We start from the raw sequence: 23678 nt of genomic DNA on the forward strand, positions 1-23678 counted from the left end.
CGGAACGGTGCGGGCTCAGGAACCGGAACGGTGTGCGCTCAGGGACCGGAAGGGTGTGGGTTCAGGGACCGGAAGGGTGTGGGCTCAGGGACCGGGAAGGTGTGCGCTCAGGGACCGGAACGGTGTGGGCTCAGGGACCGGGAGGGCGTGCGCTCAGAGGAGCGGTGCGATGCGGGCCTGGATGTCGGCGGCCAGTCGCTCGGGCGGCAGCGCGGCGTCGACGACGAGGAACCGCTCGGGCTCCGCGTCCGCGAGGGCGAGGAACGACTCCCGCACCCGGGTGTGGAAGTCCTGCGCCTCGGCTTCGAGCCGGTCGAACCGCTTGTTGGCGTTGTCGAGACGACCGCGGGCGACGGCGACGTCCAGGTCGAGGAGCACGGTCACGTCGGGCAGGAGGTCCTCGGCGGCCCAGAGCGAGATGTCGCGGATCTGCTGGGCGTCGAGCACCCGTCCGCTGCCCTGGTAGGCGACCGAGGAGTCGAGGTACCGGTCCTGCAGGACGACCTCGCCCCTCGCGAGGGCCGGGCGCACCACGGTGGCGATGTGGTGTGCGCGGTCCGCCGCGTAGAGCAGGGCCTCGGCACGCGGGCTGATGTCGCCCCGGTGATGCAGCACGATCTCGCGGATCTCGACGCCGAGCTCACTGCCGCCCGGCTCACGGGTCCGGACGACCGTCCGCCCCTGCTGCTCGAACCAGTCGCTCAGGAGTCGCGCCTGCGTCGACTTCCCGACGCCGTCGCCGCCCTCGAGGGTGATGAACAGGCCCCGGGGGCGTCCTCCCTCGCTCACGTGACGGCGTCGGCCTTCGCCGCAGCCGCCTTGTTCGCGGCGCGGGTCGCGGCAGCCTTCTTCGCCGCTTCCGAACGGGCGGTCGACGTGGCCGTCGCGGACTTCGTGGCCGCCGTCTTGGCGGTCCCCGTCTTCGCGGCGGCGGTCTTCTTGGCCGGAGCCTTCTTCGCGGGTGCCTTCTTCGCGGGAGCCTTGCGACCGGCCTTCGGCTTCGCCGGGCCCTTCGCGCGCTTGTCCGCCAGGAGCTGGACCGCTCGCTCGAAGTCGACGTCCTCGACCTCCTCGCCACGAGGGATCGTCGCGTTGGTCACGCCGTCCGTCACGTAGGCGCCGAAACGGCCGTCCTTGATCTTGATCGGCTTCCCGCTCTCGGGGTCGGCCTCGAACTCCTTGAGGGCGCTCGACGCCTTCCGGGCGCCGTACTTGGGCTGTGCGAACAGCTCGACGGCACCGGCGAGGTCGACCGCGAAGATGTCGTCCTCGGAGGTGAGCGACCGGGTGTCGGTGCCCTTCTTCAGGTACGGACCGTAGCGACCGTTCTGCGCGAGGATCTCTTCGCCGGACTCAGGATCGGCACCGACGACGCGCGGCAGGTCGAGGAGCTTGAGCGCGGTCTCGAGGTCGATGGTCGCGAGGTCCATCGACTTGAAGAGCGACGCGGTGCGGGGCTTCTCTGCCGCCGCCTTCTTCTTGGCGGGGGCCTTCTTCTTGGCACCCGCAGCGGGCTCGGTCACCTCGCCAGTCGCCGTGTCGACGGAGAGCTCCGCCTCGGGCTCTGGGTCGACCTCAGTGATGTACGGGCCGAAGCGTCCGTCCTTCGCGACGATCTCCTTGCCGGTCGTCGGGTTCACGCCGATGACGCGATCGCCGACGACGGGTGCGTCGATGAGCTCGTGCGCCTTCGCGGGCGTCAGCTCGTCGGGCGCGAGGTCCTCGGGCAGGTTGACCCGACGCGGCGTCGGAGCCTCCTCACCCTCGGCCGGCGGCGGACCGTCGGGCGTGACCTCGAGGTACGGGCCGTACTTGCCGATGCGGAGCGTGACCCCGTCGTCGATGACGATCGAGTTGATGCGGCGGGCGTCGATGTCGCCGAGGTTGTCGATGACCTGACGCAGGCCGCGACCCGAGTCGTCGCCGAAGTAGAAGCCCTTGAGCCAGTCGACGCGGTCGACCGAGCCGCCGGCGATCCGGTCGAGGTCGTTCTCCATTTCAGCGGTGAAGTCGTACTCGACGAGTTCCTCGAAGTACTCCTCCAGGAGACGGACGACGCTGAACGCCACCCAGCTGGGGATGAGCGCCTGGCCGCGCTGCGTCACGTAGCCGCGGTCGATGATCGTGGAGATGATCGAGGCGAACGTGGACGGTCGGCCGATGCCGAGCTCCTCGAGCCGCTTCACGAGGCTGGCCTCGGTGTAGCGCGGCGGCGGCGAGGTCTCGTGCCCCTTCGCCTCCGGGTCCTCGATGCCGAGCTGCTGGCCTTCGGTGAGGGGCGGCAACTTCGCCTCGGACGCGTCGTCCTGCGAGTTGCGGTCCTCGTCCTGGCCCTCTTCGTAAGCGGCGAGGAAACCACGGAAGGTGATGACGGTGCCGGACGCGGTGAACTCGGCGCGGCCCACGTCGGTCTTCGACTCGAGCGTGATCGTCGCGGTCGAGCCCTTCGCGTCGGCCATCTGGCTTGCGACGGTGCGCTTCCAGATCAGGTCGTACAGCTTGAAGTCGTTGCCGCGGAGGGTCGACGCGAGCGAGGACGGCGTCCGGAAGGTGTCGCCCGAGGGACGGATCGCCTCGTGCGCCTCCTGCGCGTTCTTGCTCTTGCCGCTGTACAGGCGCGGCTTGTCGGGCACCGTCTCGGCACCGTAGAGGGCAGCAGCCTGCTTCCGCGCCGCGTCGATCGCCTGCTTGCTCAGCGAGGGCGAGTCGGTACGCATGTAGGTGATGTAGCCGTTCTCGTACAGCGACTGCGCGACGCTCATCGTCTGGCGTGCGGAGAAGCGGAGCTTGCGACCGGCCTCCTGCTGGAGCGTGGAGGTCGTGAAGGGAGCCGCCGGACGGCGGGAGTACGGCTTGGACTCGACGGAGAGGACGGTCGCCTTCGACTGCTCGAGTGCTGCGGCGAGCGCCGTGGCCCGCTGCTCGTCGAGCGGGACGGCACTGCCCTTGAGCTGTCCGAGGTCGTCGAAGTCGCGGCCGGTGGCGACGCGGTCGCCGTCGAGCCGGACGAGTCGTGCGGTGAAGGGTGCTCCGGTGGCGTCTGCTTCGGGGAGGAAGCGCGCGATGACGTCCCAGTAGGAGGCGGCGCGGAAGGCGAGGCGCTCGCGCTCCCGGTCGACGACGAGTCGGGTGGCGGCGGACTGCACGCGTCCGGCGCTCAGCCCGGGGCCGACCTTGCGCCAGAGCACGGGCGAGATCTCGTACCCGTACAGGCGGTCGAGGATCCGGCGGGTCTCCTGGGCGTCGACGAGGTCGGTGTCGAGGGGCCGCGTCTTGTCCTTCGCGGCGAGGATGGCGTCTTTGGTGATCTCGTGGAAGACCATGCGGCTGACGGGGACCTTGGGCTGCAGGACCTGCAGGAGGTGCCACGCGATGGCCTCGCCTTCGCGGTCCTCATCAGTCGCGAGGAGGAGTTCGTCGGCGTTCTTGAGTGCGCGCTTGAGGTCCGCGACGGTCTTCTTCTTCGCGTCGGAGACGACGTAGTACGGCTCGAAGCCGTTGTCGACGTCGACCGAGAACTTGCCGAGCGAGCCCTTCTTGAGCTCGGCGGGAAGGTTCTTCGGCTCGATGAGGTCGCGGATGTGACCGACCGAGGACAGCACCTCGTAGTCGTCACCGAGATATCCGGCGATCGACTTCATCTTGGTCGGTGACTCTACGATCACGAGTTTCTTGCCTGCCACGAGGCTCCTTCCATCAGGCACACCATACACACGTGCACAGCAGGCTTGTCCAATCGTGAAGCGGCCACGCGCGTGTCCAACCCCTTGCGTTCTGCGGCGTTCGGAGCAGAATGTCTGCCATGAGTACCCAGACGAGTTACACCGTGAAGTTGACCGACGGTCCACTGGAGGGCAAGACGATCAGCGCCCGACTCAGCGATCAGGGATCACCGACGCCCACCGTCGACGTGCCGAGCGGCACCGCCGGCAAGGTCTACCGGTACGCCCGGACGACCGGCGAGGAGTACGACGACTCCGGTGCCCCGAGCGCCGTCGATTACCGCTTCCTGGAGGCGGTCTTCACGACCGACTCCGGTCAGGGCTGACCGATCGCTCCGCTACCTCTTAATATGTGGCGGTCGCGGGCACCCCGACGACGGCGCCGGACGCCTCTGGAGGAGGTCCGGCTCTCGCGGCGACCGTGATGGCGCCGAAGGCCGTGTCGACAGTGGCGTCGACGAGGACGGTGACGCCCTCCACACTGCAGGTGCCGAGCGACGCGGCATTGCGCGCCGCGACCATGCGAGCAGTTTCGCAGGGGAAGCCTGGGAGACGACCGGACGCGGCGTCGGCTGCCGCCAACGCTGCTGCGTCTGCCGCGTTGGCCGCTCGCTGATGAGCGGCGAACAGCGTCACGACGGGCAGAGTCGCCAGGAGGACGACCACCAGGGCGCCGAGGATGCCTGCCGCAAGAACCGACCCGGCTCCGGTCTCGTCGCGCAGGTCTCGCGCCGCGCGGAGGACCAGGCGGCGCCACCTCACGCTCATCGGCCGCCGCCCATGGCGCACGAGGACGCCGACACCGGGACGACGCCGGCCAGGCCGGACCCGCCGACGGCGTCGACGCGCACGCAGACCAGGTCGCCCTCCACGCCACTCGTCATGGTGGCCCCTGGGAGTACGCGCGCGACCCGACCCGCCGCGGTTCCTGCGTCGTCGCCTCGCCCCAGACTCCGGGCGGCGTCCGCAGCCGCGTCGGTCGCACGGAGCTGGGTCAACCCGACCTGCACCGCGGAGAGCCCCATCGCCAGCACGAGGACGACGGCCGGAACGACGACCGCGAACTCCGCCGTCACCGCGCCGTCGTCCGAACGCCATGCCGGCACCTGCACACGCACGGCTCAGCCGTTCGCCGTCAGAGCTCGTCGGATGAGGTCGGTGAGGATGCCCCGCACCTCGTCTCCGCGGAGGATGGCGACTAGGAGCCCGGCGAACCCCACGGCCGCCATCGTGGCCACCGCATACTCCGCCGTGGCAGACCCCCGTTCGTCCTGCAGGACGCGCCGCACCTCGCGCGTGACACGCTGCTCGACTCGACGACCGATCGTGATCATGATGTTCCTTCCCCGCACCGGAGTGCTGCGCTCGTGGCACGAACACCTCCATGTTCGGCGAACGGATCCAGCGCCGCGCGGGCGGAGCCGACGACGGCGACGGGCCAGGTCGACCTACCGGTTGTGGAGCGAACTCGCCTTGCACCTATTCGCTATTCATGGTTGAGTAATAGTCATGGATGAACAGTTGGCGGCGCGCGACTCGCAACTCCTCCGAGGCGTGTTGCCGATGCTCATCCTGTCCACCGTGCACCGCGGGGAGACCTACGGGTACGAGCTCGTCGAACGCCTCCGGGCCCTCGGTCTGGCCGATCTGGCGACCGGCGTCGTGTACCCGGTCCTCAGCCGATTCGAACGCGACGGATTGGTGACCGCGCGTCGGGTCGCCTCCTCGGGCGGCCCAGCACGGAAGTACTACGCGATCACCGAACGAGGAGACGCGGCGAGGCTCGACGCCATCGCCCGCTGGAGAGCGATGACCGACATCGCCGAACGAGGAATCGACCCTGAAGGAGCACCAGCATGATCGACCAGAAGCGCCCCACAGCGGACGACCTGCTCGCCGAGCGCGCTGCACGCGGACTGAGCGTCGCGGACCGTTGGCGACGCGACTCGTACCTGCAGCGCCTCGACTGGCATCTCGAGGCCGTGGTCACGGGGCGGGAACGCCGCTCGATCGTCCGTTCGCTCCGAGACGAACTCTCGACCGATCGGCGACCGATGACGATCGCACTGGCCGACCTCGGCTCACCACGCGCTCTGGCCGCCCGCTACGCCGACGACCCGGCCCGCCTGCGACCGACCTGGTCGATCGGGGTCATCTGGGGCGGCGTCGCCATCCTCGCCTACTGGTTCTCATTCGCCCTGTTCACCCTCGGGATGCTCGCGGTCGTCGAGCAGTCGACGCTCGATGAGGCGCACGCACGGTTCTTCTTCGTCGACGTGCTCGCCTTCGCGAACGCGGACGGCATCGGTGTCGGCTGGTCAGGTGACGTCGCATGGATCCTCGTGCCGATCGTGATCATCACCGTCGCCGTGCTCATCGGAGCACGCTGCTGGCGCGCACTGCCACGCTCCCGCGACTGAAGCAGTCCCGCGACTGCAGCAGGGCGGGTCGGCGGCGACCAGGGCGTCAGAAGCCGAGCGTCGTCGACGTGACCACGCTGAGGAGGAGCGGAGCCACACCGACGAGAAGGAAGGCCGGCAGGATGCAGACCCCGAGCGGGACCATGAGACGGGTCGCGAGGATCGCGGCAGCCCGCTCGCCGTCGGACCGCGCCTGATCACGCTGCTGCTCCGCCTCGCTGCGGAGCAGCTCCCCGGCGGGGATGCCCGCCCTGGCCGACAAGGCGAGGACGCTGGTGATCGTGGCACCGTCGTAGGGGACGGCGAACCGGTCGCAGGCTTCCTCGACGACCGATCGGGCCGCCGGTGCCGCTACCCCACCCGCCATCGCCACCGCGACGAGGTCGAGCGACAGCCCCGGTGCAGGATCGCGCATGGCCGCCCGCGCACTGAGCGCGGCACTCCAGCGTGCACCGGCGACGAGGAACACCACGCCGGCCACGAGACAGCAGAGCCCCGGAGGCGTCGCGAAGAGCGTCCGCAGTGTGTCGAAGCCGAGGGCCATCCCGAGGAGGACGGCGACGAGCGGCAACCAGAGCACCAACCTCGCCGTCGCGGACGGTCCGGCGAGCGCCGTGCCGACGTCGCGGCCGATGCGGTCCAGCTCGCGCAGCGACCCGGCGAGGTCGCGCAGACAGACGCCGAGTGGCGCGCCGCTGATCGCAGCGACCTGCCAGGCGGCGGCCAGGCCTGCCCAGGCCGTCCGGGCGCCCGCACCCGTCTCCTGATCAGCGATGGCGGCGATCGCCGCCGGGAGGTCGCCACCGTGGGCCGCAGCATCGGCCACCGCTGACAGCACCGCCGCGTCGGCTCGATGATCGCTCGTCGGGCCGACTTCGTCGTCCGGTTCATCCGCCGCGAGACGGTCGGACACCGAGGCGGATCGGGTCCGCGCATCGGCGTCGGCTTCCAGGGCGAGATGCCTCCAGGCGCTGCCGGGTGCGACGCCGGCACCCAGGAGCACGGCCAGACGGCGGGTGGTGCGCGCCACGCGGGCGGGACCGTCGTCATCGGGCGGAGCCGCGCCGGGAAGCGCCGCGAGCACCCGCCGCAGGACCCGTGGCGGCATCACGGCAACTCCTCGACGGAGAGGCGGTCGTGTTCGTCGATCAGGAGGCGGCCGACGGCGACCACCTGCCGGCCGACCGGGAGCCGCGCCAGATGCACGACGAGTCCGATCGCGCTCGTCGACTGCCGAGCGACGGCCTCCTGACTCATACCGGCGAGCGCACCGAGCGCCTCCAAGCGGGCGGGCACGTCGGTCACGGAGTTCGCGTGGAGGGTGCCGGCACCACCGTCGTGCCCGGTGTTGAGCGCCGATAACAACTCGCGCACCTCGGGCCCCCGGCACTCGCCGAGGACGAGCCGGTCGGGACGCATGCGGAGCGCCTCCCGCAGGAGGCGCTCGAGGTCGATGCCGCCGGCCCCTCCAGGTTGGCCTGGCGCGACTGGAGTGCGACGACATGCGGGTGGAGGATCCGCAGCTCCGCGACGTCCTCGATCACGACGAGCCGCTCGGCGGGCGAGGCGAGGCCGAGCAAGGCGCCGAGGAGCGTCGTCTTCCCGGAGCCACCCGCACCGGTGATGAGGATGTTCGTCCGGGCGGCGACCGCGTCACGCAGCAGCTCGGCGACCGCCGCCGGGAACGTCCCGGCGGCCTGCAACGCATCGAACCCCAGCGCTTCGTCGCGCGGCACCCGGATGGACAGCAACGTCCCACGGGTCGACACCGGCGGGAGGACCACGTGGACCCGCACCCCGTCCTGCAACCGCACGTCGACGCACGGCGTCGCCTCGTCGACATGCCGCCCGCCTCTCGCCACCAGGCGCACCGCGAGCGCACGGATGGTCGCCTCATCGGAGCGCCACCCCGCCTCCCGGACGAGCCCGGCACCGTGGTCGAGCCAGAGGCCGGACGAACCGTTGACGAAGAGATCGGTGACCCCCGGATCGGCGAGGTATGGAGCAAGAGCCCCGAAGTCGGCGAGCGCCGTGACCCCGCGCGACTCGGCCGCACGCGCGGGTTCGGCATCGACCGCCGCTTCCGGCGGATCGGGCGGGGCGGCCTCGGGCGGGACGGAGACGACGAAGCGATCGGACATGCGGCGAGCGTAGGCGCGCCCGTACGAGCACCGCAGTGTGGAGGTGCGGACCACGCAACGTCACGCGAATGGTCCTGGTTGTGGAGCGGCGTCAGGCGGACGTCGACTCGCCTCAGCGCCCGATCGTCGATGCGCGGATGACGAGGTCCGCAGCGATCACCGGAGCGGGTGCCACCGTCCGGCCCTCGATCCGGGCGAGGAGTTGCTCGGCGCCCGCGCGACCGAGCGCCTCGCCGGGCAACCGCACACTCGTCAACGGCGGGTCGCTCACGACCGACGACGCCAGGTCGTCGAACCCGACCACCGCGAGCTCCCCCGGCACGGGCATGCCCATCGCCCGCGCCGACTGCAGCACCCCGTACGCGTGCGTGTCGGTCGCGCAGACCAGCGCAGTCACCCCGGCGTCGCGCCACCGAGGCCAGCTGTCGACGAACGCGGCGGCCGCCGCTTCGAGGTCGATGATGCTCTCCGCGCGATCGTCCGCGTGCACCCGCATCCCGCGTACGGCGGCCTCACGCTCGAGCAGCAGTCGACGCAGGAGGAACGTGTCCGTCGCCGTGCGGCCGCCGAGGTACCCGAGCTGCCGGTGACCCAGGACGTGGAGGTGGTCGAGGAGCGCCCGGACACCGCCGAGGAGGTCGAAGTCGACGGAGACGGCGCGTCGATCGGCGGCGACGGCACCGGACGCGGCCTCGGCCGTCGTCGTCGGAAGGCGGGGTGCGTCGAGCAGCACGAGCGCGGTGTCGAGCCGGAGCTCCTCCAGGAAGGCCTCGCTCGGCGCGTCGACCACGACCCCGGCCGGTCGGAGGGCCGCCAATCGGCCGAGTGCCGCCGCCGTGGGCACGTCGCCCTCCCCGGTCACCGACACGAGCAGCTGGTACGCGTCGCCGAGGCCGGCCCTGAGTCCGCGGATCACCGCACCGAAGTAGGGGTTCGACGCATCCGGTGTCACGAAGACGATCAGGTTGCTCGACCCGCTCGCGAGTGCCCGTGCGGCGTGGTCGGCGACGTAGCCGAGCTCGGCGATCGCCTGGCGCACCCGTTCGGCGTTCTGCGCCGACACATGACCGGCATCCTTGCCGTTGGCGACGAGCGACACGGTCGCGACCGACGTGCCGGCCCGCTCCGCCACCATCGCCGCCGTCACGCGACGGGCGGCGCGTGGCTGGGGATCGTTCGGTTCGAGGGGCACCCGTCGATCGTATCGGGGCCGCGGAACCCTGGGCCGATCGACCCGGTTTGGCGAACCTAAAGCGCTTGACGTAGGCTGCTCCCGGCGGACCTGAAGCGCTTTACGTTCCGTGTCGCCCGCTTCCCCAGCACCCCAACGATGTGGAGAACCATGCCCCGCAAGATCATCCTCGACTGCGACCCCGGCCACGACGACGCGATCGCCATCCTCCTGGCACACGGCAACCCCGAGATCGAGCTGCTCGCCGTCACGACCGTCGTCGGCAACCAGACGCTCCCGAAGGTCACCCGGAACGCCCTCGCCGTCGCCCGCATCGCCGGGATCACCGACGTGCCGTTCGCCGCCGGTGCCGACCGCCCGCTCGTGCGCCCGCTCGAGAACGCGCCGGACATCCACGGCGAATCGGGCATGGACGGCCCCGTCCTGCCCGAACCGGCGATCGCCCTCGACAACCGCCACGCCATCGACCTCATCATCGACCTCGTCATGTCGCACGAGCCGGGCGAGATCACCCTCGTCCCGACCGGCGGTCTGACGAACATCGCCCTCGCGGCCCGCAAAGAGCCGCGCATCGTGGAGCGGGTCAAGGAGGTCGTCCTCATGGGCGGCGGCTACCACGTCGGCAACTGGTCGGCGGTGGCCGAGTTCAACATCAAGATCGACCCCGAGGCCGCGCACATCGTCTTCAACGAGAGCTGGCCCGTCGTCATGGTCGGCCTCGACCTCACGCACCAGGCCCTCGCCACCCCGGAGGTCGTCGAGCGGATCGCCGCGATCGGCACCGGCCCGGCACGCTTCGTCGAGGAGCTGCTCGAGTTCTTCGGCACCACCTACAAGGACGCACAGGGCTTCGACAGCCCGCCCGTGCACGACCCGTGCGCGGTCGCCTACGTGATCGACCCGACGATCGTGCGGACCGTCAAGGTGCCGATCGACATCGAACTCACGGGCACGCTCACCCTCGGCATGACGGTCGCCGACTTCCGGAGCCCGGCTCCGGACGACTGCAGCACCTGGGCCGCGACCGAGCTCGACCACGCACGCTTCTGGGGCCTCGTCACCGACGCCCTCGAGAACATCGGGGAGGTCGAGCTGTGAGCGACCTCCTGAACTCCACGAAGCCCGCCGTCCGCATCGGCGCCCTCATGACGGCGTTGCTCGCCGCCTGCGTCGCGTTCCAGTTGAACGCCAGCATGCTGAGCCCCGCGCTCGTCAGCATGGCGCGTGAGCTGCGGACCGACGACGCCACCATCGGCCTCTCGCAGACCATGTTCTTCACGACGGCGGCGCTGTTCTCCGTCTTCCTCCCCCGCCTCAGCGACATCATCGGCCGGAAGCGCGTCCTGACCGGCATGCTCGTCGTCATGCTCGTCGGCACCGTCGTCGCGGCCCTCGCCGTGAACGTCGAGATGCTGTTCGTCGGACGCATCATCCAGGGCGTGTCCGGACCGGTCGTGCCCATCACCCTGCTCATGCTGCGCGCCGAGGTCACCGACCCGAAGCGGTACGGCGCCATGATGGGCCTCATCACCGCGGTCAACGGCGGCATCGCCGGGATCGACGCCCTCGCCGGCGGCTGGCTCGTCACGAACCACGGCTTCCGTTCCGTCTTCTGGACCATGGCCGTCGTCGCAGCCGTCGCGATCGTCTTCGTCGTCCTGTGGGCCGCGAACTCGCAGCCCTCGAAGGGCACGAGGATGGACTGGTGGGGCGTGCTTCCGCTCGTCGTCTCGATCGCCGCCTTGCTCACCGCGTTCAACGAGGCCGGGAAGCTCGCCGCGGCGAACTGGCTGCTCGTCGGCGGGTTCATCGTCGTCGCCCTCGTCGCGTTCGCGATCTTCTGGACCGTCGAGAACCGGGTCGCCGAACCGCTGGTCGCCACGAAGTACCTCCGCCAGCGCAGCACCTGGGCGCTCCTGCTCACGACGCTGCTCACGATGACCGGTGTCTTCGCCGTCGCCAACGGCCTCGTCACCTCGATCGCCCAGAACACCGACGCGGGGTTCAGCATGGAGGCCGACCTCGCCTCCCTCGCCTTCCTGACGCCGTACGCCCTCGTCGGCTGGCTCGTCGGCCCGTTCGCCGGTCGTCTCGCGCCCACGCTCGGCTACCTGAACGTGCTCCGCATCGGCCTCATCGGCAGCATCGTCTCGATCGTCATCATGGCGCTCGTCGGCGTGCACTCGCTCCCCGTGCTCATCGCGACGACCGTCCTCATCGGTGCGACCTACGCGGGCATCGGCAACATCATGCTCAACGGGCTGGGCATCGTCCTGTCGCCGAAGGAGAACCCGGGCTTCCTACCCGGACTGAACGCGGGCGCCTTCAACCTGGGCGCCGGCCTCAGCTTCGTCGTCCTCCCCGCCGTCCAGATCGCCGTCGCGCCCGCCGGAGGGACGTCGACGGCCGGGTACACGAGTGCCATGCTGGTCGGCGCGGGCATCACCGCGGTCGCCCTGCTGGTGTCGTTCCTCATCCCGAAGCCCGCGAGCGCCGAGGTCCGTCCGGCCGAGACCGCCTCGGCAGCCTAGGAGGGTCACCATGCAGAGTCCACGCATCGTCGTCGTCGGGTCCTTGAACGCGGACCTCGTCGTCCGCACGGCACGCTTCCCACAGCCCGGGGAGACGCTCACGGGATCCGAACTCGCCGTCATCCCCGGCGGCAAGGGCGCCAACCAGGCGGTCGCCGCGGGCAGACTCGGCGGCGACGTCACCATGGTCGGCGCGGTCGGCGACGACGCGCACGGATCCCTCCTGCTCGAGTCGCTGTCGAGCTCCGGGGTCGACGTCACGCGGATCGCCCGACGTGACGACGTCGCGACGGGCACCGCGGTCATCACCGTCGACGACGCCGGGGAGAACACGATCATCGTGTCTCCCGGGGCGAACGGCACCCTCACGCCGGATCGGGTCGGCGAGGCGTGGACGGCGCTCGACAGTGCCGGCGTCGTCTGCCTGTGCCTCGAGGTGCCGATCGACACCGTGCTCGAGACGGCCCGGCGGGGCTCTGCGGCCGGCGCACTGGTGCTCCTCAACCTCTCCCCCTACGGTCCGGTGCCGGAGGAGCTCCTCCAGGCGACCGGCGTCCTCCTCGTGAACGAGCACGAGGCTGCCGACCTCGCAGGGGTCGACCCGGAGGAGGCCGGGTGGGAGGCGACCGCCACGGCGCTGCGCAGCCATGGCATCCGGCGAGCCGTCGTCACGACCGGGGCCGCGGGCAGCGTCGTGATCGACGGCGAGGCCGAACCGACGTCGGTTCCGTCGCCGACGGTGGACGCCGTCGACACCACCGGCTGCGGCGACGCGTTCATGGGCGCCCTCGCACTGCGACTCGCGGCCGGCGACGAACTCGTCGACGCGGCTCGATTCGCCTCGACCGTCGGCAGCTACGCGGCGACCGGAGCCGGCGCCCAGGCGTCCTACCCCGATCAGCAGCAGCTCACGGCGTTCCTCGAGCAGCGATGAGCCACGGGGTCCCGCGTGAACCGACGCGGGACCCCGTGGCGGTTCACCCGGCCGCGATCACCCAGAGGTAGAGCACCGCAGCAGCGGCGATCGCCCAGCTCGTGAAGCTGCCGACGAGGAACTCCTCCGCCTTGCCGCCGACCCCGCGATCCTCGGAGATCTCCGGGAAGCGCACGATGCCCTTGGCCGCGACGAGGGCGGCGATCACCATGCCGGTGCCACTCAGCGCGAGGACGACGATGAAGACGCGTTCGAGCGGGCCGATGAGTCGGCCCCCGAGCAGTTGGGTCGACGGACGCAGCGGTGTGCCGTCCTGCTCGACGCTCCCCAACTCTCGACCGCGGATCTTGACCGTCCAGGCGGAGGCGGGTGTGGCGGTCGGTTGCGGCTCATCGTCCTCCCGCGCGCGCCGCAGCGACGCCCGCACGATGAGGTTGCTGCTCCGCGTGAGGAAGACGAGCGTGGATCCGGCTGCGACGGCGAGGGCCAGGGGCACCTCCTGCAGCACGCCGAGGTCGAAGCCCGCGTAGACCTGCGCTGCGGCGCTGTCGGCCGTCCCGCCCTCCCCGAACACGAGCGTGGAGGCGACGACGAGGAGACCGAGCAGCAGCACGGGCCAGAGTCCGCGCGGTCGCGAGGTGTCCGAGGACGGCATCGTCACGATCCACCCGAGGGCGATGAGGCCGGTCAGCGTCGGCCACCACCAATCGAGCCCGAGGCCCAACACGGCGAACAGCCAGACCGCCACCAGCCCGATCGCCGGGGACCAGCGCGGGCCGCGGATCAGACCACGACAGATGTCGGCGACCCCGATCATGAGCAGGAGGACGGCCGTGATCATCGGATCGCTGCTCCGGGGAGCAGATCGAGGGCCGAGACGAGCGCGGCGCCGCCCGACCGTTGCAGGTTCTGCGACACCGCGGACTGTGAGATGCCGACCTCGGCCGCCATCGACTCCTGCGATCGGCCGAGGAGCGCGCCCGCGGCGAGCTGTCGCTGTCGGGGGTTCCGCATCTGATCGATCGTGTGATCGCGCAGGGTGAGGAGTGCGTTCACGATGGCGTCTCCGTCCTGGGGCGCTTCGCCCTCGAACCACGATCGCAGGTACGGCTGACGTTTGTCCTCCCGTCGATGCGCCTCGTCGATGGCGGCTCGGGCCCGCCACCAGGCGGAACCGTCCTGGATGAGAGCGTCCTGGCCGGCGTCGATGTCCATGACCTCACCCCAACCGAGGCCGAACCGGCAGTCGACCTCCGCGGGGAACAGGAGCCGCGCGAGGGTGGTGGCGCGCAGTGCGGTCGCGACGTTCGCGTACACGACCTGGAACTCGTCGCCGACCGTGGGACGCAGCGGCTGGTCGGCGGGCCAGGTGGCCTCCACCTGGAGGAAGACGTCCTGGATCGCGCGTTGAGCTCGGGTGCGGTCGTCGAGACGGCGGGAACCCACGATGTCGACGACGACGGCCAGGAAGAGATCGGTCATCTCAGAAGCATAGAGCTGATACTTGCAGAACTATAAGCAATATTCGAATACTCTCCGGCGGCCAACCGCAGCCGGCGCCGGAGACAGAAGAAGGCGGCACCCATTGGGGGAATGGGTGCCGCCTCTACAGTGCCGGATTGGGGGGAATCGCTGGCACTGCATGCACGAATGTGTATTCGGCCGGGTCCAAGTGTACGCCAGTGGACGAGGAACACAAGCACTCAGACGCCCCCAGATCGAGTGGTTTCCCTACCATGCCCAGATCATTCACAGACAGGGCCCTGGAGTTTGTTCGGATGAGTGACAAATCCGCAACCGAGAACGCGCTACGCTCGTGCATGGCACGGACTCGACCCGCCTCGGCAGGTCGAGTCAGGAACGCGGATTCGCAAGGGAGCGAGACACACACGATGAGCACTCAGATCGACAGCCTGCTGCACGAAGACCGACGATTCCCGCCGTCGGAGGAGTTCGCCGCGCAAGCGATCGCCAGCGCCGAGCTCTACGAGCGGGCGTCGAGTGACCGGCTCGCCTTCTGGGCCGAGCAGTCCCGCGAGCTGCTCACCTGGAGCAAGCCGTTCACGAAGACCCTGGACTGGTCGAACCCTCCCTTCGCGACCTGGTTCGACGACGGCGAGCTGAACGTCGCCTACAACTGCCTCGACCGGCACGTCGAAGCCGGCAACGGCGACCGCGTCGCCCTCCACTGGGAGGGCGAGCCCGGCGACACCCGCACGATCACCTACGCCGAGCTCACGGCAGAGGTCAAGCGCGCGGCCAACCTGTTCACCAGCCTCGGCGTCGAAGCCGGCGACCGGGTCGCCATCTACCTGCCGATGATCCCGGAGGCGATCGTCTCGATGCTCGCCGTCGCGCGCATCGGCGCGGTCCACTCGGTCGTCTTCGGTGGGTTCAGCGCCGACAGCCTGCGCTCCCGCATCGACGACGCGGAGGCCAAGCTCGTCATCACGGCCGACGGCGGTTACCGCAAGGGCAAGGTCTCCGCGCTCAAGCCCGCCGTCGACGCGGCCCTCGCGAGCCGCGGCGAACTGCCCGAGCAGGCGACCGTGGACCATGTGCTCGTCGTCCGCCGCGGCGAGAACGAGGTCGACTGGACGGCCGGGCGCGACCTCTGGTGGCACGAGGCCATCGCCGACGCCGAACCCGAGCACGACGCGCAGCCCTTCCCCGCCGAGCAGCCGCTCTTCATCCTCTACACCTCCGGCACCACCGGGAAGCCGAAGGGCATCCTGCACACCTCGGGTGGCTACCTGACGCAAACGGCCTTCACCCACAAGAACGTCTTCGACCTCCACCCCGAGACCGACGTGTACTGGTGCACGGCCGACATCGGTTGGATCACGGGTCACAGCTACGTCACCTACGGACCCCTCGCGAACGGCGCGACGCAGGTGCTCTACGAGGGCACACCGGACGCCCCGCACCCGGGACGCTGGTGGGAGATCATCGAGAAGTACGGCGTGAGCATCTTCTACACGGCCCCGACGGCGATCCGCTCCTTCATGAAGCTCGGCCGCAGGATCCCGAAGCAGTTCGACCTGTCGTCACTCCGCCTGCTCGGCTCGGTGGGTGAGCCCATCAACCCCGAGGCGTGGATGTGGTACCGCAAGATCATCGGCAACAAGGTCGCACCGATCGTCGACACCTGGTGGCAGACGGAGACCGGGGCGATCATGGTGTCGGCCCTCCCCGGTGTCACGTCGACGAAGCCCGGTAGCGCGCAGGTCCCGATCCCGGGCATCGCCATCGACGTCGTCGACGACGCCGGTGACGCGGTCGGTGCCGGCGGCGGTGGACTCCTCGTCGTGACCGAGCCCTGGCCGTCGATGCTGCGCGGCATCTGGGGCGACCCCGAGCGGTTCAAGGAGACCTACTGGGAGAAGTTCTGGGACGTCGAGGGCGGCCCGTTCTACTTCGCCGGCGACGGCGCCCGACTCGACGCCGACCGCGACGTCTGGCTGCTCGGCCGCGTCGACGACGTCATGAACGTCTCCGGACACCGACTCTCCACCGCTGAGATCGAGTCGGCACTCGTCGCCAACGAGATGGTGGCCGAGTCCGCCGTGGTCGGTGCAGCCGACGAGACCACCGGACAGGCGGTCGTCGCGTTCGTCATCATCAAGGAGTCCCACCTCGAGCAGGCGTCCGGACTCGCCGACATCACCGGGGCGCTCCGCAGCTGGGTCGGCGAACAGATCGGTCCGATCGCCCGCCCACGCGAGGTCTACCTCGTGAACGAACTGCCCAAGACGCGCTCGGGCAAGATCATGCGCCGCCTCCTGCGCGACGTGGCCGAGGGCCGCGAGGTGGGCGACACCACGACGCTCGCCGACACCACGGTCATGCAGATCATCACCGACAAGATGGTGAAGAGCACGTAACGAGTTGCTGCATGCACGAGAGCCGGACGGAATCAGTCATTCCGTCCGCCTCTCCTGCATGTGGCGACCGCCTCCCAGGCACCCATCACGACCTGACCATCCACATCCGTTCCGCTCCCACCAGCGGTCGCACCCCGCCTGTATCAAGCTGCCAGCATGGACCTCATCGGATGGCTGGATCGACACGGCGGCATCGCTGAACGCCGGGAGGCGATCGAGCTCGGCGCGACACGAACGCAGATCGACTCCGCCCTCAGAGTCGGCACCCTCCGACTCATTCGTCGCCGATGGCTCGCGACGGCCACCGCTCCGACCGCTCTGACCACGGCAGCAGCGCGGGGAGGGAAGCTGACGTGCCTCAGCGCGGCTCGCGCGCTGGGACTCTGGGTCATCGACGACGGACTCGTCCATGTGAGCGTCAGGGCGAGTTCATCCGAACCCTCACCTCCCGGGGTGAAGCTCCACTGGATGCGCACTCCGCCAGGCACGAGTAGCCGTCGACTGGTCGAGCCCGTCGAGACGGCCCTCATCCACTTGGCGACCTGTCAACCGTTCGAATCCGCGCTGACGACGACCGAGTCCGCGATTCGCATGGGCCTCATCGACCGTGACCACCTGGTGCGGTTGGAGACTCGTTCGACGCGCTTCCGCGCCGTCGTCGCGGAATGCACCGGCTTGGCGGACTCAGGCATCGAGACGATCCCCAGAATCCGACTCGAGCGGATCGGATTGCACATGGAGCAACAGGCCGTCGTCGACGGCCACCGCGTCGACGGTCTCATCGGCCGTCGCCTCGTTCTGCAGTTCGATGGTCATGCCCCGCACCAGCAACCGCAGCAGCGGAGTCGGGACCTGCGCCAGGATCGGCGACTGGTGTTGCTCGGCTACACCGTGCTGCGTTTCAGCTACCAGCAGGTGATGCATGAGTGGGAGCGGGTGGAGCGATCCGTGGTGGCTGCCGTCGCTCAAGGGCGGCATCGCTGAATGCACGAGAGCCGGACGGAATCAGTCATTCCGTCCGGCTCTCGTGCATGTGGCGCGGGGAGGCGCTACGCGAACTCGACGATGAGCTCCACCTCGACGGGCGAGTCGAGCGGGAGCACGGCGACGCCGACGGCAGAACGGGCGTGCACGCCGAGGTCGCCGAAGATCTCGCCGAGGACCTCTGACGCACCGTTGATGACGCCGGGCTGGCCGGTGAACGCCGGGTCGGAGGCGACGAAGCCGACGACCTTCACGATGCGGGTGACGCGGTCGAGCGAACCGATCTGGCTCTCCACGGCGGCGAGCGCGTTGAGCGCGCACGTCCGGGCGTAGGCCTTCGCGTCGGCGGGCGAGACGAGTCCGTCGCCCTCGCCCACCTTGCCGGTTGCGGGGAGCTTGCCGTCGGTCATGGGCAGCTGGCCCGAGGTGAAGACGTGCTCGCCGGAGACCACCGCGGGGATGTAGGCGGCGACGGGCGGGACGACGGTGGGCAGGGTGATACCGAGCTCGGCGAGTCGGTCGGCGATCTGGGACATGGGGGTTCCTCCGGGACGTCGGGTCAGTCGGCGATGGGGCGCTTGAGGTAGGCGACGAGCCCACCCTCCGGACCGGTGACGACCTGGACGAGCTCCCAACCCTCCCCGCCCCAGTTGTTCAAGATGGCTGCCGTGTTGTGGATCATCAACGGCGTGGTGAGGTACTCCCAGCGGGTCATGTCTCTCCTCGATCGGGCGCTCCGCGCGGCGAGGCGGAGGCGCAGGGGATGTTCATGGCGAGCCCCAAGTGAAGCTCGCTCACAGTTTCCCCGCTTACCTTCGATCCTATGCCTGAACCACGTACCCCCGCGAAGACGGTCGCGCAGAGCGTCCTCGGCTTCGTCGGCTTGAGCGTCGCCGCCGGTGTGCTCGCCACCGCCGCGGTCACCCCTGCCATCGCGATGACCGGCCTCGCCACCTCCACGGGCATCTCCGTCTTCGACGGCCTCCCCGACTACCTCCAGCTCGACTCGCTCGCCCAGAAGTCGAGCATCTACGCCAAGGACTCCGCCGGCAACCCGGTGCTCCTCGCCTCCTTCTACGACCAGAACCGGATCGAGGACAGCTGGGACCAGATCTCCCAGTTCGCGAAGGACGCCGCAGTCTCGGCCGAGGACCCCCGCTTCTTCGAACACGGTGGCATCGACCTCGCGGGCACCGTCCGAGCGGTCGTCAACAACGCCGCCGGCGGTTCGACGCAGGGTGGCTCCTCCATCACGCAGCAGTACGTGAAGAACGTCCTGGTGCAGAAGGCCGAGGCCATCCCCGACAAGAAGGAGAGCGACGCGGCCTACGAGGAGGCGACCGCGACGACCCCGGAGCGCAAGCTCAAGGAGATGCGACTCGCGATCGGCCTCGAGAAGACGTACGGCAAGGAGGACATCCTCCGCGGGTACCTCAACATCTCCGGTTTCGGCGGACGCGTCTACGGGATCGAGGCTGCGTCCAACTACTACTTCAACACCACGGCGGCGAACCTCACGCTGGAGCAGGCGGCGACCCTGCTCGCGATCGTCAACAACCCCGAGAACCTCAGGATCGACAAGCCCGACAGTGCCGACAACGGCGCGGCGAACGGCTACGCCCTGACGAAGACGCGACGGGACTACGTCCTCGACCAGATGCTCAAGGAGCAGAAGATCTCCAAGGAGCAGCACGATGCCGCCGTGGCGATCCCGATCACCCCGACGATCGTGCCGCCCGTCACCGGCTGTTCCGCGGCCGGGTCGTCCGCCTACTTCTGTGATTACGTGACGAACGTGCTGCAGAACAACGAGATCTTCGGTTCCACACAGGACGAACGGTGGACGAACTTCAAACGCGGCGGGTACAGCGTCTTCACGACCCTCGACCTCGACCTGCAGAACGCATCGCAGGCGGCCATCGACGAATACGTCCCGAAGACGACCACGGAACTCGACCTCGGCGCCGTCTCGGTGAGCGTGCAGCCAGGGAGCGGGCGGATCCTCGCCATGGCCCAGAACAAGGACTACTCGCAGGATCCCGATGTCCTCGCGACGGGCTCCAACTACAGCGCGATCAACTACAACACCGACCAGGCCTACGGCGGCTCGGCCGGCTTCCAGCCCGGGTCGACGTACAAGATCTTCACCCTGACGGACTGGCTGAAGTCAGGCAAGGGCGTCAACGAGTCGATCAACGCGAACCGCAGATCCGACTGGGGCACCTTCACCAACAGTTGCGTCCCGGGTGGGACGGAGCAGGCCGAGGCCGGGTGGAGTCCACGGAACGACGAGGGCGAATCGGGGTCCTACACCGTGAGACGCGCCACCCAGCAGTCGATCAACACCGCGTTCATCGCGATGGCACAGGAGCTCGACCTCTGCGACATCAGCAAGACCGCTGAGTCGATGGGCGTGCACCGTGCCGACGGCGCGCCACTGAACAATTCCCCCGCCACCGTGCTCGGCACGAATGAGGTCGCTCCGCTGAGCATGGCGACCGCCTTCGCGACGCTCGCCGCCGGCGGCAAGACGTGCGACCCGATCGCGATCGACTCGATCACGAAGCCCGACGGTTCCACCGCCGAGGTCCCCTCGGCGAACTGTCGTCAATCCGTCGATGCGAAGGTGGCGGCCGCGGCCGACGACGTCCTCCAGGGCGTCGTGTCGAGCGGCACCGCGTCCGCGTCGGGCGCCCGCACCGACGGCGTGGGTGAGTTGATCGGCAAGACCGGCACCACCGACAACGCCGAGGCGACCTGGATGAGCGGTGCGAGCACGACGGTCGCGACGGTCGTCGGCACCTTCAACGTCAGCGGACACGTCAACCTCCGCGACACCTACATCGGCGGAACCCAGGTCGCGTCCATGCGGCACTACATCTGGCCGGCGGTCATGTCCGCCGCGCTCGCCAAATATCCGGGTGGCGACTTCCCCGAGGCGGATCGCGCCACGCTGCAGGGCGACGGTTCCGGGAGCAGCGAGGAGGACTCGACGCCCGCGCCGACACCCACCGCCGACCCGACGCAGGCCCCGAGCGAAGCGCCGACACCGGCCCCGGACGACGGCGGGGACACCGATGGGACCGGCGAAAACGGCGGGCCCGCAGCCCCGGGGAACGTCCCTGGGAACGGCGGCGGAGCCGGGAACGGGAACGGGAACGGCTCGCCCGGATGATCGGGTGCGGCTGCCGATCGCACGCCGACCGGCAGCCGCATCGGTGCGCCCGGCGGCAACGATCGGGTTTCAACGCAGCCCTGAGCGGGCCTTTTTTCAGGATTGTCGCTTAGCATCGATCCATGCCTCAACAACATCGCACGGCCACCGGTGTGCTCGGCGGCTTCCTCGGCTTCCTCGGCCTGAGTGTCGCCGCGGGCGTCCTCGTCACCGCCACGGTCACCCCGGCGCTCGCCGTCACGGGGATCGCGACCAACAGTACGATCAACGTGTTCGACGGTCTGCCCGACTACCTGGCCCTCGACGAGCTGGCGCAGAAGTCCAATATCTACGCGACCGACAGTGCCGGTACGCCGCAGCTCCTCGCGTCGTTCTACACGCAGAACCGCATCGAGGTCGGTTGGGACCAGATCAACCAGTTCGTGAAGGATGCGGCGGTCTCGGCTGAGGATCCGCGCTTCTACGAGCACGGCGGTGTCGACCTCACGGGCACGATCCGTGCTGCCGCGATCAGCCTGTCCGGCAATGACCTCCAGGGTGGTTCGTCGATCACGCAGCAGTACGTGAAGAACGTGCTCGTGCAGAAGGCCGAGGCGATCACCGACAAGGAGAAGATGGAGGCCGCGTACGACGAGGCCACCAAGACCACTCCGGAGCGCAAGCTCAAGGAGATGCGCATGGCCATCGGCCTCGAGAAGCGCTACGGCAAGCAGGACATCCTCCGGGGCTACCTGAACATCGCCGGCTTCGGCGGCCGTACCTACGGCATCGAAGCCGCAGCGAACTACTACTTCAACACGACCGCGGCGAACCTCAACCTGGAGCAGGCCGCGACGCTGATGGCGATCGTGAACAACCCCGAGACGCTGCGTCTCGACCGCCCCGAGAGCGAGACCAACGGCGCGGCCAACGGGTACGCGCTGACGAAGGACCGCCGCGATTACGTCCTCAAGCAGATGATCAAGGAGGGCAAGATCACGCAGGAGCAGTTCGACGTGGCCATCGCCACCGTGATCACGCCCACGATCACGCCGGCGAGCACGGGTTGCCAGACGGCCGTGAATATCAGCCCCGGCTCCGGGTTCTTCTGCGACTACGTCACCCGCGTGTTCCAGAACAACCCGATCTTCGGTGAGACCGAGGACGAGCGGTGGGCGGCGTTCAACCGCGGCGGCTACAGCGTGTTCACCACGCTCGACCTCGACCTGCAGTGGGCCGCGCAGAGCGCGCTCGACGCGTACATCCCGCACGCGAGCGACCAGCTCGACATCGGTGCGGTCGCCGTCACGGTCCAGCCGAAGACCGGTCGGATCCTCGCGATGGCGCAGAACAAGGACTACACGAACGATCCGGAGATCGCTGCGACCGGAGCGAACTTCAGCGGCGTCAACTACAACACCGACTACGACTACGGCGGGTCCAGCGGTTTCCAGCCCGGCTCGACTTACAAGACCTTCACCCTCGCCGAGTGGCTGAAGGAGGGCCACGGCCTGAATGAGGGCGTCGACGGTCGCAAGCGATCGCCGTGGGGTACGTTCAAGGACTCCTGCGCCGACGGCGGCACGGTCTACGCGGGTTCCGACTGGAACCCCGGCAACGACGAGGGCGGCAACGGCGGGTACTACACCGCCATGCAGTCCACCAAGAACTCGATCAACACGGGCTTCATCGCCATGTCGAAGCAGCTCGACCTCTGTGGCATCCGCAAGACGGCCGAGTCGATGGGCGTGCACCGCGCCGACGGCGGGCCGCTCCTGCAGTCCCCTGCCACCGTGCTCGGCACGAACGAGGTCGCCCCGCTCAGCATGGCGACGGCCTTCGCGACCTTCGCCTCCGGCGGCATCACCTGCGACCCGATCGCAATCGACCGCGTCGTGAAGCCCGACGGCTCCGAGATCCCCGTCCCCGCGGCGAACTGCCGTCAAGGGCTCGAGCCAAATGTGGCGTCGACGGCGAACGTCGCCCTCAAGGCGACCTTCAATGGCGGCACGACGAGTTCCTCCACTGTCGGCGACGGCATTCCGCTGATCGGTAAGACGGGCACGACCGACAACAACGAGGCGACCTGGATGAGTGGCGCAAGCACCTCCGCTGCCACGATCGTCGGTGTGTTCAACGCGACCGGGCACGTCAACCTCCGGCGCACGTACTTCGACGGCACGCAGGTGGCCGTACTCCGTCACTCCATCTGGCCGAAGATCATGAGGGTCGCCAACGGCAAGTACGGCGGCACAGAGTTCGGCGACCCGGATCCATCCCTCATCAACGGCCAGTCCGTCCAGGTGCCAGACGTCGCCGGGAAGTCCATCGAGGAGGCACAGAAGATCCTCGAGGATGCCGGCTTCGGCTTCGCGAACGGCGGCGCCGCCGACTCCGCCCTCCCCGTGGGTCAGGCTGCCAGCACCAACCCTGCAGGCACGGTCCCGAAGGGCTCGATCATCACCGTCTACACGAGCAACGGCCTGGTGGGCGTCATCCCCGATGTGAGCGCTGCCGCCAGCTTCGACGAGGCGAAGGCGGCCATCCAGGGTGCCGGGTTCTCGAACGTGGGTCAGAAGTGCGTCGCGGATCCCGCGGCTACGGCCACGAAGGTGACCGGCGTGGATCCACCAGCCGGATCCCAGGCGAAGAAGGACGCGAAGATCACGGTGTCGATCACGAAGGACAAGTGTTGACGCTCTGACGCGATGACGAA

General features: G+C 69.1%; 23 protein-coding genes. 10 read left to right on the forward strand and 13 right to left on the reverse strand.

Translation table 11 applies throughout. From position 1 onward, the window contains the following. Window positions 1-153: 153 nt before the first annotated feature. Together tmk and topA are read right to left on the reverse strand one after the other, a co-directional pair. Window positions 154-789, reverse strand: coding sequence for a dTMP kinase (tmk, locus tag FGL15_RS03730; RefSeq protein WP_138945008.1), 636 nt, complete (start codon window positions 787-789; stop codon window positions 154-156). Next, on the reverse strand, window positions 786-3641 hold the full coding sequence (gene topA / locus FGL15_RS03735; protein WP_138947189.1) for a type I DNA topoisomerase: 2856 nt from the start codon (window positions 3639-3641) through the stop codon (window positions 786-788). Before topA ends, tmk begins: the two co-directional genes overlap by 4 nt. Before the next feature lie 161 nt (window positions 3642-3802). Between topA and FGL15_RS03740 the strand changes: the two genes are divergently transcribed. After that, a complete protein-coding gene (locus FGL15_RS03740) occupies window positions 3803-4048 on the forward strand; it encodes a hypothetical protein (protein ID WP_138945009.1) in 246 nt (81 codons plus the stop codon). Between the two features lie 19 nt (window positions 4049-4067). Here FGL15_RS03740 and FGL15_RS03745 read toward each other — a convergent pair whose 3' ends face one another. Genes FGL15_RS03745 through FGL15_RS03755 form a run of 3 tightly spaced genes read right to left on the reverse strand, consistent with a single transcriptional unit; the run spans window position 4068 to window position 5056 of the window. Then, window positions 4068-4490, reverse strand: a complete 423-nt coding sequence (locus FGL15_RS03745; RefSeq protein WP_138945010.1) for an Rv3654c family TadE-like protein — start codon at window positions 4488-4490, stop codon at window positions 4068-4070. Next, window positions 4487-4840 carry a TadE family type IV pilus minor pilin gene (locus FGL15_RS03750; protein WP_138945011.1) on the reverse strand — a complete coding sequence of 118 codons (354 nt, stop codon included), beginning with the start codon at window positions 4838-4840 and terminating at the stop codon, window positions 4487-4489. Before FGL15_RS03750 ends, FGL15_RS03745 begins: the two co-directional genes overlap by 4 nt. Window positions 4841-4843: 3 nt before the next feature. Beyond that, a complete protein-coding gene (locus FGL15_RS03755; RefSeq protein ID WP_121293956.1) occupies window positions 4844-5056 on the reverse strand; it encodes a DUF4244 domain-containing protein in 213 nt (70 codons plus the stop codon). Between the two features lie 175 nt (window positions 5057-5231). Between FGL15_RS03755 and FGL15_RS03760 the strand changes: the two genes are divergently transcribed. Both FGL15_RS03760 and FGL15_RS03765 read left to right on the forward strand, forming a co-directional pair. Further along, window positions 5232-5582 carry a PadR family transcriptional regulator gene (locus tag FGL15_RS03760; RefSeq protein ID WP_138945012.1) on the forward strand — a complete coding sequence of 117 codons (351 nt, stop codon included), beginning with the start codon at window positions 5232-5234 and terminating at the stop codon, window positions 5580-5582. Further along, complete coding sequence (locus FGL15_RS03765; RefSeq protein WP_240773770.1) at window positions 5579-6142, forward strand: hypothetical protein; 564 nt, start codon at window positions 5579-5581, stop codon at window positions 6140-6142. The genes FGL15_RS03760 and FGL15_RS03765 overlap by 4 nt, the downstream gene beginning before the upstream one ends. 46 nt (window positions 6143-6188) lie before the next feature. Here FGL15_RS03765 and FGL15_RS03770 read toward each other — a convergent pair whose 3' ends face one another. The 4 genes from FGL15_RS03770 to FGL15_RS03780 all read right to left on the reverse strand — a co-directional run bounded on the left by FGL15_RS03770 (window position 6189) and on the right by FGL15_RS03780 (window position 9475). After that, on the reverse strand, window positions 6189-7250 hold the full coding sequence (locus tag FGL15_RS03770; protein ID WP_240773924.1) for a type II secretion system F family protein: 1062 nt from the start codon (window positions 7248-7250) through the stop codon (window positions 6189-6191). Next, window positions 7250-7561, reverse strand: coding sequence for an ATPase, T2SS/T4P/T4SS family (locus tag FGL15_RS21415; protein ID WP_370282026.1), 312 nt, complete (start codon window positions 7559-7561; stop codon window positions 7250-7252). Before FGL15_RS21415 ends, FGL15_RS03770 begins: the two co-directional genes overlap by 1 nt. Beyond that, a complete protein-coding gene (locus tag FGL15_RS03775; protein ID WP_370282027.1) occupies window positions 7444-8283 on the reverse strand; it encodes an ATPase, T2SS/T4P/T4SS family in 840 nt (279 codons plus the stop codon). Before FGL15_RS03775 ends, FGL15_RS21415 begins: the two co-directional genes overlap by 118 nt. A gap of 112 nt (window positions 8284-8395) precedes the next feature. Then, on the reverse strand, window positions 8396-9475 hold the full coding sequence (locus FGL15_RS03780; RefSeq protein WP_370282028.1) for a LacI family DNA-binding transcriptional regulator: 1080 nt from the start codon (window positions 9473-9475) through the stop codon (window positions 8396-8398). A gap of 150 nt (window positions 9476-9625) precedes the next feature. Here FGL15_RS03780 and FGL15_RS03785 point away from each other — a divergent pair, with 150 nt between their 5' ends. From FGL15_RS03785 to FGL15_RS03795, 3 genes are read left to right on the forward strand one after another with little or no spacing between them, the layout of a single operon-like run. Next, the gene (locus tag FGL15_RS03785; protein WP_138945014.1) at window positions 9626-10573 is read left to right on the forward strand and encodes a nucleoside hydrolase; all 948 of its coding nucleotides are present in this window, start codon (window positions 9626-9628) and stop codon (window positions 10571-10573) included. Further along, window positions 10570-12006 carry an MFS transporter gene (locus FGL15_RS03790; protein WP_370282030.1) on the forward strand — a complete coding sequence of 479 codons (1437 nt, stop codon included), beginning with the start codon at window positions 10570-10572 and terminating at the stop codon, window positions 12004-12006. The genes FGL15_RS03785 and FGL15_RS03790 overlap by 4 nt, the downstream gene beginning before the upstream one ends. A gap of 10 nt (window positions 12007-12016) precedes the next feature. Further along, on the forward strand, window positions 12017-12940 hold the full coding sequence (locus tag FGL15_RS03795) for a ribokinase (RefSeq protein WP_138945015.1): 924 nt from the start codon (window positions 12017-12019) through the stop codon (window positions 12938-12940). A 43-nt stretch (window positions 12941-12983) separates the two neighbouring features. Here FGL15_RS03795 and FGL15_RS03800 read toward each other — a convergent pair whose 3' ends face one another. After that, window positions 12984-13781: a hypothetical protein gene (locus tag FGL15_RS03800; RefSeq protein ID WP_138945016.1), complete on the reverse strand. Its 798-nt coding sequence runs from the start codon at window positions 13779-13781 to the stop codon at window positions 12984-12986. Next, the gene (locus FGL15_RS03805) at window positions 13778-14422 is read right to left on the reverse strand and encodes a SatD family protein (protein WP_138945017.1); all 645 of its coding nucleotides are present in this window, start codon (window positions 14420-14422) and stop codon (window positions 13778-13780) included. Before FGL15_RS03805 ends, FGL15_RS03800 begins: the two co-directional genes overlap by 4 nt. A gap of 410 nt (window positions 14423-14832) precedes the next feature. Between FGL15_RS03805 and acs the strand changes: the two genes are divergently transcribed. Both acs and FGL15_RS03815 read left to right on the forward strand, forming a co-directional pair. Next, on the forward strand, window positions 14833-16824 hold the full coding sequence (gene acs, locus FGL15_RS03810; protein WP_138945018.1) for an acetate--CoA ligase: 1992 nt from the start codon (window positions 14833-14835) through the stop codon (window positions 16822-16824). Between the two features lie 156 nt (window positions 16825-16980). Then, entirely contained in the window at window positions 16981-17808 is an 828-nt protein-coding gene (locus FGL15_RS03815) for an endonuclease domain-containing protein (protein ID WP_138945019.1), read from the forward strand. A 65-nt stretch (window positions 17809-17873) separates the two neighbouring features. Here the strand turns inward: FGL15_RS03815 and FGL15_RS03820 are convergent, their stop codons facing one another. Then, the gene (locus FGL15_RS03820) at window positions 17874-18344 is read right to left on the reverse strand and encodes a RidA family protein (RefSeq protein ID WP_138945020.1); all 471 of its coding nucleotides are present in this window, start codon (window positions 18342-18344) and stop codon (window positions 17874-17876) included. Between the two features lie 23 nt (window positions 18345-18367). Further along, a complete protein-coding gene (locus tag FGL15_RS20190) occupies window positions 18368-18523 on the reverse strand; it encodes a hypothetical protein (RefSeq protein WP_162852301.1) in 156 nt (51 codons plus the stop codon). Between the two features lie 108 nt (window positions 18524-18631). On the opposite strand from FGL15_RS20190, the gene FGL15_RS03825 reads away from it, so the two are divergent. Then, window positions 18632-20983 carry a transglycosylase domain-containing protein gene (locus FGL15_RS03825; RefSeq protein WP_138945021.1) on the forward strand — a complete coding sequence of 784 codons (2352 nt, stop codon included), beginning with the start codon at window positions 18632-18634 and terminating at the stop codon, window positions 20981-20983. A gap of 122 nt (window positions 20984-21105) precedes the next feature. Further along, entirely contained in the window at window positions 21106-23658 is a 2553-nt protein-coding gene (locus FGL15_RS03830) for a transglycosylase domain-containing protein (protein ID WP_138945022.1), read from the forward strand. Window positions 23659-23678 lie beyond the last annotated feature (20 nt).

Source organism: Plantibacter sp. M259 (assembly GCF_006065115.1).
Taxonomy (GTDB): Bacteria; Actinomycetota; Actinomycetes; order Actinomycetales; family Microbacteriaceae; genus Plantibacter; species Plantibacter auratus.

Excerpts from the sequence above, each read along its gene's own strand:
- topA (WP_138947189.1), bottom strand. The coding sequence starts at position 3,641 with ATGAAGTCGATCGCCGGATATCTCGGTGACGACTACGAGGTGCTGTCC.
- FGL15_RS03770 (WP_240773924.1), bottom strand. The coding sequence starts at position 7,250 with ATGCCGCCACGGGTCCTGCGGCGGGTGCTCGCGGCGCTTCCCGGCGCG.
- FGL15_RS03825 (WP_138945021.1), top strand. The coding sequence starts at position 18,632 with ATGCCTGAACCACGTACCCCCGCGAAGACGGTCGCGCAGAGCGTCCTC.
- FGL15_RS03755 (WP_121293956.1), bottom strand. The coding sequence starts at position 5,056 with ATGATCACGATCGGTCGTCGAGTCGAGCAGCGTGTCACGCGCGAGGTG.
- FGL15_RS03765 (WP_240773770.1), top strand. The coding sequence starts at position 5,579 with ATGATCGACCAGAAGCGCCCCACAGCGGACGACCTGCTCGCCGAGCGC.
- FGL15_RS03740 (WP_138945009.1), top strand. The coding sequence starts at position 3,803 with ATGAGTACCCAGACGAGTTACACCGTGAAGTTGACCGACGGTCCACTG.
- FGL15_RS03760 (WP_138945012.1), top strand. The coding sequence starts at position 5,232 with ATGGATGAACAGTTGGCGGCGCGCGACTCGCAACTCCTCCGAGGCGTG.
- acs (WP_138945018.1), top strand. The coding sequence starts at position 14,833 with ATGAGCACTCAGATCGACAGCCTGCTGCACGAAGACCGACGATTCCCG.
- FGL15_RS03800 (WP_138945016.1), bottom strand. The coding sequence starts at position 13,781 with ATGATCACGGCCGTCCTCCTGCTCATGATCGGGGTCGCCGACATCTGT.
- FGL15_RS20190 (WP_162852301.1), bottom strand. The coding sequence starts at position 18,523 with ATGACCCGCTGGGAGTACCTCACCACGCCGTTGATGATCCACAACACG.
- FGL15_RS03775 (WP_370282027.1), bottom strand. The coding sequence starts at position 8,283 with ATGTCCGATCGCTTCGTCGTCTCCGTCCCGCCCGAGGCCGCCCCGCCC.
- FGL15_RS03785 (WP_138945014.1), top strand. The coding sequence starts at position 9,626 with ATGCCCCGCAAGATCATCCTCGACTGCGACCCCGGCCACGACGACGCG.
- FGL15_RS03830 (WP_138945022.1), top strand. The coding sequence starts at position 21,106 with ATGCCTCAACAACATCGCACGGCCACCGGTGTGCTCGGCGGCTTCCTC.
- FGL15_RS03820 (WP_138945020.1), bottom strand. The coding sequence starts at position 18,344 with ATGTCCCAGATCGCCGACCGACTCGCCGAGCTCGGTATCACCCTGCCC.
- FGL15_RS03745 (WP_138945010.1), bottom strand. The coding sequence starts at position 4,490 with ATGAGCGTGAGGTGGCGCCGCCTGGTCCTCCGCGCGGCGCGAGACCTG.
- FGL15_RS03795 (WP_138945015.1), top strand. The coding sequence starts at position 12,017 with ATGCAGAGTCCACGCATCGTCGTCGTCGGGTCCTTGAACGCGGACCTC.
- FGL15_RS21415 (WP_370282026.1), bottom strand. The coding sequence starts at position 7,561 with ATGCGTCCCGACCGGCTCGTCCTCGGCGAGTGCCGGGGGCCCGAGGTG.
- FGL15_RS03805 (WP_138945017.1), bottom strand. The coding sequence starts at position 14,422 with ATGACCGATCTCTTCCTGGCCGTCGTCGTCGACATCGTGGGTTCCCGC.
- FGL15_RS03815 (WP_138945019.1), top strand. The coding sequence starts at position 16,981 with ATGGACCTCATCGGATGGCTGGATCGACACGGCGGCATCGCTGAACGC.